This window comes from Nonomuraea solani (genome assembly GCF_900108335.1).
Taxonomy (GTDB): Bacteria; Actinomycetota; Actinomycetes; order Streptosporangiales; family Streptosporangiaceae; genus Nonomuraea; species Nonomuraea solani.
This window is the reverse complement of sequence record NZ_FNVT01000028.1, coordinates 105,689-118,554: the sequence shown is the minus strand read 5'-3', so window position 1 is coordinate 118,554 and position 12,866 is coordinate 105,689. Positions and strand designations below refer to the sequence as shown.

15 protein-coding genes are annotated in these 12,866 nt (G+C 70.3%); 9 read left to right on the top strand and 6 right to left on the bottom strand.

The window, feature by feature from the left end; all coding sequences use genetic code 11:
* Positions 1-375, top strand: a 375-nt coding sequence (locus C4V41_RS53050; protein ID WP_146104157.1) for a chromate transporter, incomplete at its 5' end; no start/stop codon positions are given.
* Here the strand turns inward: C4V41_RS53050 and C4V41_RS53045 are convergent.
* The 5 genes from C4V41_RS53045 to C4V41_RS53025 form a co-directional block, all read right to left on the bottom strand.
* A complete protein-coding gene (locus tag C4V41_RS53045) occupies positions 326-1,504 on the bottom strand; it encodes an MFS transporter (RefSeq protein WP_235030942.1) in 1,179 nt (392 codons plus the stop codon). The genes C4V41_RS53050 and C4V41_RS53045 overlap by 50 nt on opposite strands.
* Positions 1,501-2,031, bottom strand: a complete 531-nt coding sequence (locus tag C4V41_RS53040; RefSeq protein ID WP_103963696.1) for a Chromate resistance protein ChrB — start codon at positions 2,029-2,031, stop codon at positions 1,501-1,503. Before C4V41_RS53040 ends, C4V41_RS53045 begins: the two co-directional genes overlap by 4 nt.
* A gap of 20 nt (positions 2,032-2,051) precedes the next feature.
* Positions 2,052-2,420, bottom strand: a complete 369-nt coding sequence (locus C4V41_RS53035; RefSeq protein WP_103963695.1) for a hypothetical protein — start codon at positions 2,418-2,420, stop codon at positions 2,052-2,054.
* A 204-nt stretch (positions 2,421-2,624) separates the two neighbouring features.
* Complete coding sequence (locus C4V41_RS53030; RefSeq protein WP_103963694.1) at positions 2,625-2,954, bottom strand: hypothetical protein; 330 nt, start codon at positions 2,952-2,954, stop codon at positions 2,625-2,627.
* Between the two features lie 87 nt (positions 2,955-3,041).
* Complete coding sequence (locus tag C4V41_RS53025) at positions 3,042-4,019, bottom strand: GlxA family transcriptional regulator (RefSeq protein ID WP_103963693.1); 978 nt, start codon at positions 4,017-4,019, stop codon at positions 3,042-3,044.
* 119 nt (positions 4,020-4,138) lie between these two features.
* On the opposite strand from C4V41_RS53025, the gene C4V41_RS53020 reads away from it, so the two are divergent.
* The 8 genes from C4V41_RS53020 to C4V41_RS52985 all read left to right on the top strand — a co-directional run bounded on the left by C4V41_RS53020 (position 4,139) and on the right by C4V41_RS52985 (position 12,546).
* Complete coding sequence (locus tag C4V41_RS53020; protein ID WP_103963692.1) at positions 4,139-5,014, top strand: NAD(P)-dependent oxidoreductase; 876 nt, start codon at positions 4,139-4,141, stop codon at positions 5,012-5,014.
* On the top strand, positions 5,011-5,607 hold the full coding sequence (locus C4V41_RS53015; RefSeq protein WP_103963691.1) for a maleylpyruvate isomerase N-terminal domain-containing protein: 597 nt from the start codon (positions 5,011-5,013) through the stop codon (positions 5,605-5,607). The genes C4V41_RS53020 and C4V41_RS53015 overlap by 4 nt, the downstream gene beginning before the upstream one ends.
* Positions 5,608-5,695: 88 nt before the next feature.
* A complete protein-coding gene (locus tag C4V41_RS53010) occupies positions 5,696-6,079 on the top strand; it encodes a YbaB/EbfC family nucleoid-associated protein (protein ID WP_103963690.1) in 384 nt (127 codons plus the stop codon).
* Complete coding sequence (locus C4V41_RS53005; RefSeq protein WP_103963689.1) at positions 6,076-6,369, top strand: hypothetical protein; 294 nt, start codon at positions 6,076-6,078, stop codon at positions 6,367-6,369. The genes C4V41_RS53010 and C4V41_RS53005 overlap by 4 nt, the downstream gene beginning before the upstream one ends.
* Before the next feature lie 27 nt (positions 6,370-6,396).
* Positions 6,397-10,278, top strand: a complete 3,882-nt coding sequence (locus C4V41_RS53000; RefSeq protein ID WP_146104156.1) for a zeta toxin family protein — start codon at positions 6,397-6,399, stop codon at positions 10,276-10,278.
* 14 nt (positions 10,279-10,292) lie between these two features.
* Positions 10,293-11,375 (top strand): hypothetical protein, encoded by a 1,083-nt coding sequence (locus tag C4V41_RS52995; RefSeq protein WP_146104155.1) that lies wholly within the window; start codon positions 10,293-10,295, stop codon positions 11,373-11,375.
* A 21-nt stretch (positions 11,376-11,396) separates the two neighbouring features.
* Positions 11,397-11,879, top strand: a complete 483-nt coding sequence (locus tag C4V41_RS52990) for a DUF1877 family protein (RefSeq protein ID WP_103963686.1) — start codon at positions 11,397-11,399, stop codon at positions 11,877-11,879.
* A gap of 352 nt (positions 11,880-12,231) precedes the next feature.
* Positions 12,232-12,546 (top strand): hypothetical protein, encoded by a 315-nt coding sequence (locus C4V41_RS52985; RefSeq protein ID WP_146104154.1) that lies wholly within the window; start codon positions 12,232-12,234, stop codon positions 12,544-12,546.
* A gap of 162 nt (positions 12,547-12,708) precedes the next feature.
* On the opposite strand, the gene C4V41_RS61330 is transcribed toward C4V41_RS52985, so the two are convergent.
* Entirely contained in the window at positions 12,709-12,858 is a 150-nt protein-coding gene (locus C4V41_RS61330) for a substrate-binding domain-containing protein (RefSeq protein WP_146104153.1), read from the bottom strand.
* Positions 12,859-12,866 lie beyond the last annotated feature (8 nt).

Sequence of the window (12,866 nt, the reverse complement as noted above, 5' to 3'; positions counted from 1 at the left end):
CTGCTGGGAGCGTTGCTGACCACGTGGGTGACGTTCGTGCCGTGCTTCCTGTTCATCTTTCTCGGCGCCCCGTACGTCGAAAAGCTGCGGCACAACGCGGCCATCAGCGCGGCGCTGACCGGCATCACCGCCTCGGTGGTGGGCGTCATCGCCAACCTGGCGCTCTACTTCGCCGAGCACACCCTGTTCGGGCGCACCTTCACCTGGACGTGGGGCCCCTTCAACCTCCCGCTCCCCGATCTGGGCACGCTCAGCCCCGTCGCCGCGGCGATCACCGTGGCCGCGCTCGTGATGACGTTCGTCCTGAAATGGCCGATGCTGCGCATCATCGGCATCTGCGCCCTGCTCGGCATCGGCACGATCCTGCTGCCCTAGATACGGCGAGCGCGCCCGCGAGCAGGACCACGGCGAGGGCCCCGTACCCGAAAGTGAGGGTGGAGACCGTGGCCACCCCGGCGACGAGGAGTGGGCCGCCCGCGTCGCCGAGTTCGCGGCCGAGCTCGGCGGAGCCCATGGTCTGGCCCATGCGCTCCTCCGGGGTGGCGGCGGCGAGGGCGGCGAAGCCGAGCGGGGTGATCAGCCCGGTGCCCGTGCCGATGAGGGCGGCGGCGGCCAGCACGCCGGCGAGGCCGGGCAGCATCGCGGCGGCGAGGCCGGCCGCGGTGATGAGCAGCCCGGCGAGCAGTCCGGTGCGGGTGGTCAGCCGGCCGCCGTCGAGGGCGCGGCCTGCCTGGGGCTGGACGATGGCGGCGGTGGCGGCCAGGACGGAGACGGCGGCGCCGGTCGCGACCGTGCCGAGCCCGGCCGCCGCGCCGGAGACGGGCAGGAAGCCGACGCCGACGGAGAGCGCGGCGGTGGCGGCGGCCAGGCAGGCGGTGGGGGCGAGGAAGGAGCGGTCGGCCAGGCGCCGGGCGAGATCGGCGACGGTCTGCCGCCTGCGCGGCAGCGGCGGCACGGCGGGCACCGCGACCACGGCCCACAGCGCCACGGCCACTGCGCACCCGGCCATCACCGCGAACAGCAGGCGCAGGCCACCGGCCCACACCAGGACACCGCCGAGCAGCGGGCCCAGGGTGTAGCCGATCGACTTGTAGAAGCCGTAACTTCCGAAGGCGCGGCCACGCCTGGCCGCCGGGTTGAGGCGGGCGACCATGGCGGAGGCGGCGGGTGAGAACGCGGAGGCGGCGGCGCCCTGACCGAGGCGGGCCGCCCACAGCCAGCCGGGGCTGTCCGCGATCGCGTAGAGCGCGGAGGCCGCGGCGAAGGCGACCAGGCCGCCCAGGAGGACCGGCTTGCCGCCGATCCGGTCGGCCAGCGAGCCGAAGACCGGCTTGAGCACGACCTCGGCGCCGTCGTACAGAGCGAGCAGCCCGCCCAGGACGATCAGCGAGGTGACGGCGTCCTCCGAGAACCCGCCCAGGTTGGCGGCGACGCCGTGCGCTCCGAAGGCGGTGGTGAACCCGGCCGCGTACAGCGGCCACATGGCCCGCCGGGAGGCGGTCACGAGGTGGTGTGCAGCGCGGCGAAGACGCGCTCGGCGTAGTCCTCGCAGACGGCTTCGCACCGTTTGAGCCGCGTCGCGGCCTCGGCCGCCTCGGGCGCGCCGAACACGTCGCGGGCGGTCAGGTCGCGGTGCCAGCGCCGCAACCGCTCCAGGCTCTGCTCCTCTTCCTCCAGCTCGGCCAGCGTGAACTTGCCGATACGGATCTCCTTGGCGATCTCTTCCTCGAACTTGCCGCAGTCCGCCAGGAACTCCGCCCAGTCCTCAGAGCGCGCCGCGGTGAACATCTCCTGGAACCGGGCGGCGTCCTCCGCGGTGCGGCCGGACGCCTGGAGCGTCACGCCCTGCCCGCCGGCGCCTTCGGTGAGGGCCAGGGCGCGCCGCACGCCGTCGGCGAAGACCGGCACCTCCGGTACGGCCCAGATGCCCTGCCCGAGCGACAGGGCTCCGGCCTTGCGCAACTCCCGCCACACCGCCACCCGATGCCGGGACGGCTCCGCGGGCAGTTTGATCACCAAGATCAGCCACATACTGGCGAATGTAGCATGCGTTACATATCAGTTCGTAACGAGTCGCATGCGGGTGTGGTCGAAGGTGATGCGAAGGGCTTGAAGAACTCGTGCGTGAAGTTGGAGATGAGGGCGAACCCGAACTGCGCCCACTGGCCCGGCCCCGGGAAGCCGGGGAAGACCTTGTCGGCCACGTGACCGGGCACGTTGCGCCCGACCGCGCTGCCCAGGCTGATCCGGTCGGCCGTGATCGTGTAAACCTTGGCCCCCGGATGGTCGTGGTCCACCGTGATGCCGACCACGCGTTCGGCGATCTCCAGCGTGGTGTCCAGGCCGACGCCGATGCCGCCGGTGCCGACGGTCACCATGCGCGGCCCGTAGTCGCCGAGGCTGCCCAGCGTGCAGGGCACGGGTGAGCGAACCGGCCCGCCTTGAACGGCGAGCCGGGATCGGCGGCGGCTCCGGTCATCGCCGGGGCCGCCGCCTGCCCGAGCCGGCCCGCGGCCGCGGTCAGGCCCGCCCGCGCAGAAACGCACGCCGGTCAAACGTCATGCCGGGGCTCCTCACATCACAGTGGTGGTGAGGTCACCCCATACGCCGGCGTTTCTCCTGGATCAGGCCGGGCAGACGCGACCGGGCCGGACCGACAGGACGGTGTGCGCGCGGGTCGCCGCCTGCCTGGCGGACAGGGCGTAGCTGTAGGGCGTGCTGGTGACGCAGTACGCCACGCTGGTCTGGTTGGACACCTGTCCGACCTTGAGTCCGCTGGAGAAGGACCGGCTGTCCCCCTCCTTGACCAGCACGGGCCGGGCCGACGCCGCGCTCGGCTGCAGGCACACGTAACCGGTCGGGCAGACCGCCGCGGCGGCCGGCTGCGCGGAGACGGTGGCGACGGTGCTGAGGGCGATCGCGGTGGCGGCGACCAACTTGCTCTTGATCTTCATGTGATCTTGGTACAGAGCGATGCTGACGTTCCGGTGAACGCCAACTTTTCGATCTTGACCTTTCCGGCGAACTTCTGGCGCGCCGGGCTACGTCTCCCCGAAGGCCCGCCGGTATTCGGTGGGCGTCACGCCGAGGTGGCCGGCGAAATGGTGGCGGAGGTTGTTCGCGCTGCCGAGCCCGCTGCGTTCGCCGATCTGGTCGATGGGCAGATCGGTGGTCTCCAGGAGGAGTTGCGCGCGGGCGAGGCGCTGGTGGAGCAGCCACTTCATCGGGCTCGTGCCGGTCGCCGCCCGGAGGTTGCGGTGGAAGCTGCGGACGCTCATCCCGGCGCGGGTGGCCAGGTCGTCGACGGTGAGCGGGCGGTCGAGGCGCTCCAGGGCCCAGTGCAGGACGGGGGCGATCCCGTCGTCGGTCGTCACGGTGACGGGGCGTTCCACGAACTGGGCCTGCCCGCCCGGCCGGTGCGCGGGGACCACGAGGCGGCGGGCGAGCTGGTTGGCCACCCGCGCGCCGAGGTCGCGGCGGACGATGTGCAGGCACAGGTCGAGCCCGCCGCTGAGCCCGGCGCTGGTGAGCACGTCGCCGTCATCGACGTACAGGACCGAGTCGTCCACCTTCACCTGCGGATACCACTCGGCCAGCTCGCGGGTGTGCTCCCAGTGCGCGGTGGCGGGGCGGCCGTCGAGGAGGCCCGCGGCGGCGAGCGCGAACACGCCGTTGCAGAGCGAGACCATGCGCGCCCCTCTGGCGCCGGCCCGCTGGAGAGCGCCGATCAGCTCCTCGGGCAGCGCGCGGTCGCCCCGCATGTACGACTCCGGCACGACCGGCACGATCACCGTGTCGACCTTCTCCAGCTCGTCCAGCCCGTACGGCGCGTTCAGCGTGAACCCCGGCACCGACGAGGAGGTCCCCGGGCGCGGCCCGCACAGCCGCAGGTCGTACCAGGGGTTCGCGAGATCGGTGTGCGCCACGCCGAAGACCGCCGTGGCGATGCCCAGCTCGTACATGTCCCACATCGAAATGGTGTCGTCGATCACGACCAGCGCGACGGAACCAGCACTCATGAGACGTACTCTATGGCACTAATTTGGTGAATATCGGCACTCCTGCCAGTGTCGGCCGCCGTCGCCCGCTGCCATCGTGGTGGACCGTCACCACCGAAACGGACAGGAAAGAGACAGACATGGCAGGAACCCCCGTCACGGTCATCGGCCTCGGGATGATGGGCCGGGCGCTGGCCACCGCCTTCATGAACGCCGGCCACCCCACGACCGTCTTCAACCGCACCCCGGGCCGGGCGGAGGCGCTGGCCGAGGCCGGTGCGAGCGTGGCCCCGACGGCCCTCGCCGCCGTCGAGGCCGCCCCGCTGGTGATCATCTGCGTGCGGGACTACGACGCCGTACGCGAGCTGCTCGCCCCCGCCGAAACGGCGCTGGCCGGCCGCCTCCTGGTCAACCTCACGTCGGGCGCGTCCGACGAGGCGCGCGCGATGGCCGCGTGGGCGGCGGAGCGCGGAGCCGAATACCTGGACGGAGCGATCATGATGACCCCGCCCGGCATCGGCGCGCCGGAGACGGTCATTCTCTACGGAGGGCCGCCGTCGCTGTTCGAGGCGCACGAGAAGACCCTCGCGGTGCTGGGCGGCGGCACCACGCTGATCAGCTCCGACGCCGGACTGCCGTCGCTGTACGACGTCGCGCTGCTCGGGATCATGTGGTCGACGTTCAACGGGTTCATGCACGCGGCGGCGCTCATGGGCACCGAGAAGATCGCGGCCACCGACTTCGTGCCGATGGCCACCGACTGGCTCAAGGGCGTGGCGTCTTTCCTGACGGCGTACGCGCACCAGATCGACGAGGACGCCCACGCCGCCGAGGACGCCACGCTGGAGACCCAGGTCCCGCCGGTCCGGCACCTCATCCACGAGAGCCGCATGCGGGGCATCGACGCGACCATGGCCGAGTACACCGAGAAACTCCTCACCGAGGCGATCGGCCGCGGCCACGCCCTCGACAGCTACGCCCGCATCATCGACCACTTCAGGGCTCCGGCGGCATGAACGGCCCTCTGACCGCCACGTCCTGGGCCGCCCTCGTCGTCGAGGCGGCCCGCGAAACCACCGCGATTCTGGACAAGGGCGCCGGCCAGGACTGGACGCGCAACGCCGCCGGGCTGGAGTGGACCTGCCGGACCACGCTCGACCACCTCGCCCTGGGCGTCGTCGGCTATGCCGGCCTGCTGATCGCCCGCCCGGCCGACCGGTACATCACCCTCTTCGCCTCGCTCGACCCGCAGGCTCCCATCGGCGACTGCCTGGAGGGGATCGGCATCGCGGCGCACATCCTGGCCTCCGCCGTCCGCGAGGCCGGCGATGACGTACGCGCCTGGCATCCGTGGGGCCACTCCGACGGCCCCGGCTTCGCCGCCATGGGGATCGTCGAACTGCTCGTCCACGGTACGGACATCAGCCGCGCTCTCGGACTCGACTGGCGGCCACCGGAGCACTTGTGCGCCCCCGCGGTGCGGCGCCTCTTCCCTGAGGCTCCGGACGGCGAGGACGCGACCGAGATCCTTCTGTGGTGCACCGGCCGCGCCGATCTTCCCGGTCACGGCCGCCGGGACCACTGGCAGTGGGACGGGACCGTCCGCTGACGTTGTAGTTCGTTCATCTGCGAGTCAACTTGATCTACCTTGCGGTATTTTGTCCGTCTCCACGCAGACAGTGGCGAAAGGCGCAGGTGTGACGGACGCGTTACGGGCAACGATCGAGGAACTCGCAGGGGAGTACAACCAGCAGGTCCAGCGGGTCAAGGAGGCGTACGGAGCGCTCGGCCGGCTGCGGGCCGTGGCACGCTCCAAGGACGGAATGGTGGAGGTGACGGTCGGGCAGAACGGTCAGCTTCGCTCTCTCAAGCTGGACCCGCGCGCCTACCGCAAGTTGTCGCCCTCCGAGCTGGCCCAGGCGATCATGGAGCAGGTCGCCGCGGCCACGGGGGACGTCGCCGAACAGACCAGGCGGCTCATGCAGCCGCTGATGCCGGCCGATCTGCCGTTCGAGCAGACTTTCGGGGAGAACGCCACACTGGAGGCGTTCCTGCCCCGTCCGGTGGAACCGTCGATGTGAGCGAGCACGACGGCTATCGCGTCCGCCGGTCGGCGCTGCGCAGCCAGGCCGCCGTCTACGGGGCGCACAAGCTCGACGTCACCGAGATCCGCGACATCCTGCGCGAGGCGTTCGACCGGGACCGGCGCGCGCTCGGGGGCGACGAGTACGGCGCCGAGCTGGAGAAGCAGATGCCCGCCATCGAGGAGGGCATCTTCACCGCGCTGAAGAACTACATCGACGACCTGGACGGCGTCTCCTCCGGCCTGCACAGGAGCCAGGGCAACTACGGAGAGGCCGACAGGGCCTGATCGTCCATGGGGTTCGATGGGTTTCTGGTGCCCGACTGCGTCAAGCCGTACATCGGCTGGGTCGTGGGCATGGACTGGCCGGAAGGGGACGAAACCGGCTGCTTCCGATTAGCGGACGCGTGCGTGACGGCCGCGTACCGGCTGGTCGAGGGGACACCGGCCGACCAGCCGTGGAACGCCGCCAAGATCGGTGCCGACTGGGAGGGCGACGCCCATCTGGCCTTCGCTGAGCACGTCACCACGGCCGTCGGCGGCAAGGTGGCCGACCTGGTCAACCGGCTGGTCAACACCGCGGTCGCGCTGAACAACGTCGGCGTGCAGATCCAGTACGCCAAGTACATGATCGAGGTCACGGTCTGGCTGCTGGCCGGGCAGATCCTCTACCTGACGGCGGCCGCGCTGGCCAGCTCCGGGGCCAGCCTGGCGCTCATCCCGCCCCGCGTGCGGCTCGCCCGCCTGACCGTCGCCCAGATCGCCAGGCAGACCCTGCGCAACATCGCCCTCTTCGCCGCGATCGTGGCCGCCATGGACGGCGGTGTCCAGTTGCTGCAGCTGGTCCAGGGGCGCAGGGACGAGATCGACCTGCGCCAGCTCGGCGTCTCCGCGCTGACCGGCGGGGCGATGGGCGGCCTCATGGGCGTCCTGTCCGGCGGCCTGACCCGCCTGGCGACGCCGGCGCTGCGCGCGGGGCTCACCCGGGCGGAGATGAGCGTGGCCGAGAAGCTCCTGGCCGCCGCCAGTTCCTCTCTGTACGGTCAGGCCGCCCAGTACGCGGTGACCGGCGGCATGGCGACGGCCGGTGCCCTGCTGGCGGAGGGCAACTTCAGCTGGGAGATGCTGGCCAAGGGCATCACCTCCAGCGCCCTCGGCGCCGACGGCCAGCACCTGACCACGTCCCTGCCCCATGGCGGCTCAGCCAACGGCCCGAGCCCAGCGGGCAGCCCACCCCCGGACGGCGGCTCGTCCACCAACGGCGGCCCGTCCCCCGAAGGCGGCTCGTCCACCAACGGCGGCTCATCCCCAGACGGTGCTCCGTCCCCAGACGGTAGCCCGTCTGTCGATGGTGGCCCGTCCCCAGACGGTGGCCCGCCCCCGGACGGCGGCCTGTCTCCCGACCGTGGCTCATCTCTTGACGGCGGTGCCTCGCGAGCCGCTGACGGCGACGGCACCCGGGTCTCGTCGAACGAGTCGCGCGACACGACGCTGAGCCAGGCCCCCGGCCACGTCGCGGACCCCGCCCACCAAACCGCTCACCAGGCCCCACCACCGCAGGCGAGCCCCGAGCACCCGGCCCAGCCGAGCACCCATTCTCCTGCGACCGCGCCGGCCCACCCGTCTCCCAACCAGGGCGCCGCCGCGAGGGGCGGCCCCATCGCGGAGGCCTTGGCTCAGAGCCGCTCCACGCCCCAGGACCCGGGTGCCACCCCCACCCTCCGCCACCCAGACCGGCCAGATCCCACCCCAACCCGCCAGGAACCCGGACAGCCTCCCATCAGCCGCATCGAACGGCTCCTCAACCACGACACCACCCAGGCACGACCGGACACCGGCCCTACCCACGCGCCCGCCAATACGCCCGCCAATACGCCCGCCCATGCGCCCGAACGCCCGGCCGAAGGCGCACGTCCGGACACGACCGTCACCGCCGCCGAACCCGTACGGGCCACACCCCCGGAACGACCCGGCGGCACGGCGGATCCGGCCTCGCCCGCAGGCTCTCCGAGCGGCCCAGGACGTACAGCCGAAACCGGCGGAGTCCAAGATCATCCCGCAAGCCTGGACACCCGGCCACCCGCCTTCCACCGCACCCCCACCGACGAGGAACTCCGGACGATCTTCGAAGACGTGATCATCCCCGAGATGCTCACCGGCGCCACCCGTTCCCCGGAACCCACCATGATCGTCGTCGGTGGCCAGCCAGGCGCGGGCAAGTCGACCACGATCGCCCGCCTGCACGAGGGATTCCGGGACCGCGGCGGCATCCTGCAGATCATCATGGACGAGTACAAACGCTTCTATCCCGACTACGACCAGCTAAGGGCCTGGAACGACATCGAGACCAACAACATCGTCCAGCCCATCGCCAAGAAGTGGCAGTCGATGGCCTTCGACTACGCCATCGCCAACGGCTACAACGTGATCGTCGAAGCCACTCTGGGCAACCCCAAGGACGCCGCCGCGTTCATCCGCCTCTTCCAGGAGCACGGCTACCGCATCGAGACGGAACTCGTCGCGACCGCCCGCGCGCAGAGCCGGTTGTCGCTCCTCACCCGCTATCTGAGCGAGAAGATCAGCGAAGGCGCCGGCCGCCTGGTGCCGGGCGGCGACCACGACGTCCGATTCTTCGGATCCGCCGAGGTGATCGGCAGCCTGGAGTCGGCCGACCCGCCGGCCACGGTCGACGCGGTACGAATCCGGCTCCGCGACGGCGAGGCCGTCTTCGTCAACGAACGCGGCCCCGACGGAGAATGGACGGGGACGACCGGCGCCCAGGAAGCCCTCCGCGCGGAACGCGAACGCCCCTGGACGGCGGCCGAACGGGCCGAGTTCACCCGCCGCCTGAACAACCTGCGCGCCCTGCTCGAACACCAGCGGCAGCAGCATCCCGAGGACGCCGCGACCTACGATCGCCTGTCCCGGGAGGCCGACGAGGTGGCGGCCATGGCCGAGCCGTGGCTCAGTCACGACGGAGCCGGAGACTACCTCCGCGATATCCTCGGGATGACGCCCGACGCCACCGACTGGTCGCCGCAGAGATCGAGAGAATTCGAGCGCAGAATCGGGGACTTCCTGTCCAACGACCCCGAGGCCCGCGTCGCCGCCGACCGGATGATCGGCCGCCTGCGCGAGGTCCTCATCTCCCTGCACGAGGAGCTCTACCAGGCCCCGGAGGCCCGTACCGAACGGACGTTCTTCAAGGACGACCCGACCAGCCCAGGACAGGTCGGCCGGGACACGATCTCCCTGGCCGACCTGCGCCGGGACGGCAACCTGCGGATGCTGATGACCGCGATCTACAACGCCGCGTTCTTCAGCAAGGACGACCTCGCCGTGCAGGGAACCCTGTTCGAGTTGCGTACGCACCCCGACTGGCCCGCCATCGCCGACCGCGCCGGCCTGGACGTCTCTCGCCTGGCGCCCGCCCTGGAAGGCGACCTCACCATCTCCAGGGACATCTTCGAGGTCCCCAACCTGGGCACGCACTCGCGCGAGACCGATCGCGCCGTGGCGGAGTTCGAGGAGAGCCAGGCGGCCCGATGGACACGTACCGTCGAGGATCGGGAGGCGTTCCGCGTGACGCCCCAGGATTTCGTGAACCGCGACATCCCCATGCACGCCCTCGAGATCGACGCGCACCAACGCCACCTGAGATCACAGTACGAAGACCCAGTGCCGGAGCCCCCGGCCGCGGAACCACCGCGCACCGAGGACGTAAGCAACCGGTTCGACGACCCGGCCGATGGGGAAGACTGGTCCCGGCTCACGGACTCGCACAATGACGCCCCCGACCCGCATGCCCCACTCGAATGGTTGCTGGGCACCGGCCGTTACGGAATGCACACCGACCACCCATGGGTCCGCGAGGTCTCCGGCGAAAGCAACCTGCCCCTTGTCGCCGGAATATCGGGTACGGCCGCCCGGCTGCATTCGCTTTTCCTCTGGATACGTCCTGAGGGCGTCACCGAGGAACACTTCACCCGTGCTCTTCTGGGCTGGATGCTCTCCATGGAAGACCATTCGGTGTATGAGATCGTCCGGGGCATCGAAGTGGCGTCACCCCACTTGTTCGGCGACCCGAATATGCCGTACCGCGATGCCATCGACCTCTACCGGCGCATTGTCCCGCTGGAAACCCTCGCCGACATAGCCGCCGGCATGAACCCGGCCCGCGAAGACTCCGAGCGATGAGAAAGGAGAGCAGGGTGAACCAATATTCCTACCGATTTCCGCGGCTTGTCGCGGAGTGTCACGCGATGCTGCTCCGGCTCTCCGGCTGGATACCGGACGGGCTGATCAGCGAGGCCAGAGACCGGCTCGTCGCCGAGGACCTGCAGAGCCTGGCCAGGACCGTCAGCCTGGCGGTCGTCGAGCGCGGCGTCCCGCTGACCGACCGCGACGCCGACCTCCTCGCCGGCGTCCTGACAGGCTGCGGCCTCGACGCCGGTCCGTTGTCCAGAGTGCCACGCCAGGCAACAGAACCCGTTCCCACCTGGGATTTCGCCCCCGCCCCCCTGACCGCGCTGCGCACCGGCGGCGACCGGATCGGACGCTGCCTCGACCTCACCGACGACCAGGACCTGACGATCTCGCCCGACCTGCTCGACGACCGCGACCGGACCATGATCGACCTGGTGGCCGGCAGGCCCGGATGCCTGGGCCTGTGGCGAACATGGCGCTTCCCGCCCACCGGCTCGCCCGGCCGCCGGGTCTATCTCATCGAGGTGACCCCCCGGACCGACCCCTCCATGCTGGCCCTCCGCGCCCAGGTGGCGCTGAGCGACCAAGGAGAGATCAGCCCCCAGATCGAGACCTATGCCAGCGGATCCCCCCTCCCTCTCTACCAGCGAACCGCCCGCGCCTGGTCATCCCTCCTGTGGGCCTCGACCCCGCCGCACCTCATCCACCGCGCGCCCGTGTACGACACCATCGACCCCGGCACGGGCCCCCGCTTCGCCCCCGACCATCCACTCCTGACCGACATTTACCTGCGCGAGAGGCTGACCGGCTACCTCACCTCGGCGACCCTCGTGCGGGCGAACGACGTGCTCCGCGACGACATCGTCGACCCCGCACGCCGCGCCACCGTCCCCTGGAACTTCCGTACGGACGGGGCATGGATCTGGTCGGATGCCCTCGCCTACTACCTCCGCGAACACGGCCTGGCCCCGACCGGTGACTTCCTCGATCACCTCCGCACCGCGAGCGCTCGCCCGCCCGAACTGGACTCGGTGACGACGTTCCGCGCACGAGCGACCCTCCACCGAAAGCAGTCGCCCATGCCCTGAGCGAGCCGGCAAACTCCGATCATGGCCGTGACGCAGCAGCTCGCCCGAGTTCCGGATATCGAATTCGCCGAGGTCCACTCGACGCCCGAGTGGCTGGAGCGGATTCTGTCGTTCGAGACCGGCCGGCCGGGCGACCACCTGGACCTGGATTGGGCGCGACTGCCGCTGCTGCGGACGTGCGAACACCTCGATCCCGGGCCGGCCCCGTTGAGCGCGGTCAAGCGGGCGCTGGACGGAGAGGTGCGGATCGGCGCCGGAGCCTACGGCCCGGTGATGGCCCTGAGCTCCAGCGCCGTCGTGGATATCGTGCGAGGACTTCGGACAATGGACGCGGGGGCATTGCGGGTGGCCTTGTCCGATGATCAAGCGGATGTGAGCGGGCTGATCGGCACGGGGTTCACCGGTGATCCGGCCGAATATCTGACGGGTCACTTCAGCGCGCTGAGGGACTTCTATGAAGGAGCCGCGTCGCGAGGTCTTTCGGTCGTGGTGTGGTGGGATTGAACGGCCCTTTTAAGGTGGCATGAGTCCTCCAAAGTGCCGGCCGGTGGTGTCAAACCTAAGTCGAGTCTCGTCGCTCCGGGTAGCATGTCGTCGCCCTCGATTAGCACAAAATCGGCCTGTGCAGGCGGGAAACGCGAGGAGCGGGCGCGCACTGGCGTGGCGGTGATTCTGCTGGTCACAGCGCGGGATCGTTGAGCGATGAGCCGGACAAAACCTCAGACTCAGAGTGTCGCGGCGGGAAAATCGCTCTTGCTCGGCTGGTTTTCATCTGCCCATACTGAGCGCGGCCAGGCCGGGGCTAAATCGTCGAATGCTGAACGCGACGAAAACCATCCACAAGAAGGAGCGTTCCATGAAGCTTGCCAGAATGTTCATAGCCGCACTCGCGCTGACCGGAATGGCCTGGTCGGTCAATATGGCGACCGCCAATGCCGCGACGGGTTCCCTGATCCTGCACTTCCCCGACGGGCCCGACGCCGCCATTCCCAACCCCAAGGCGGGATGCATTTCTCCCGAACCCGTCTTCACCAGCATCACCAACAGGACCGACGTCTCGGTCGCCGTCTTCCAGGAGCCGGGCTGCACCGGCACCGTCGTCCGGGTGGTCAGGCCAGGGGCCGGTCCCGTGGACATCGGGCAGGGGCGCAGCGTGCGCGTCCCGTCCTGAGCGATCAGGGCACCGGGCCGGTGCTTTCGCGTACGACCAGACGGGTGGCCAGGTCGACGCGCGGCGTCTCCGGCTCCGCGCCGTTGATGAGCCGGCCGGGCAGTCGCAGCAGCTCCAGCGACGCCTGGTAGGCGGGCTCGTGGGAGTAGCCGCCGTGCCGGATCAGCCCCCCAGGTCCGGGGTGATCCCGGCCCGGTCGAGGGCCGCGCGGTAGCCGTCCAGGCGCACCCGCGAGGTCGGCCGCCCGGCCGGACCGGTGATCATCGCGATTCTCTCGTGGCCCAGCTCGATGAGGTGGCGGATGGCCGACAAGCCGCCCT

Excerpts from the sequence above, each read along its gene's own strand:
- C4V41_RS53040 (WP_103963696.1), bottom strand. The coding sequence starts at position 2,031 with ATGTGGCTGATCTTGGTGATCAAACTGCCCGCGGAGCCGTCCCGGCAT.
- C4V41_RS53030 (WP_103963694.1), bottom strand. The coding sequence starts at position 2,954 with ATGAAGATCAAGAGCAAGTTGGTCGCCGCCACCGCGATCGCCCTCAGC.
- C4V41_RS53025 (WP_103963693.1), bottom strand. The coding sequence starts at position 4,019 with ATGAGTGCTGGTTCCGTCGCGCTGGTCGTGATCGACGACACCATTTCG.
- C4V41_RS53020 (WP_103963692.1), top strand. The coding sequence starts at position 4,139 with ATGGCAGGAACCCCCGTCACGGTCATCGGCCTCGGGATGATGGGCCGG.
- C4V41_RS53015 (WP_103963691.1), top strand. The coding sequence starts at position 5,011 with ATGAACGGCCCTCTGACCGCCACGTCCTGGGCCGCCCTCGTCGTCGAG.
- C4V41_RS52990 (WP_103963686.1), top strand. The coding sequence starts at position 11,397 with ATGGCCGTGACGCAGCAGCTCGCCCGAGTTCCGGATATCGAATTCGCC.
- C4V41_RS52985 (WP_146104154.1), top strand. The coding sequence starts at position 12,232 with ATGAAGCTTGCCAGAATGTTCATAGCCGCACTCGCGCTGACCGGAATG.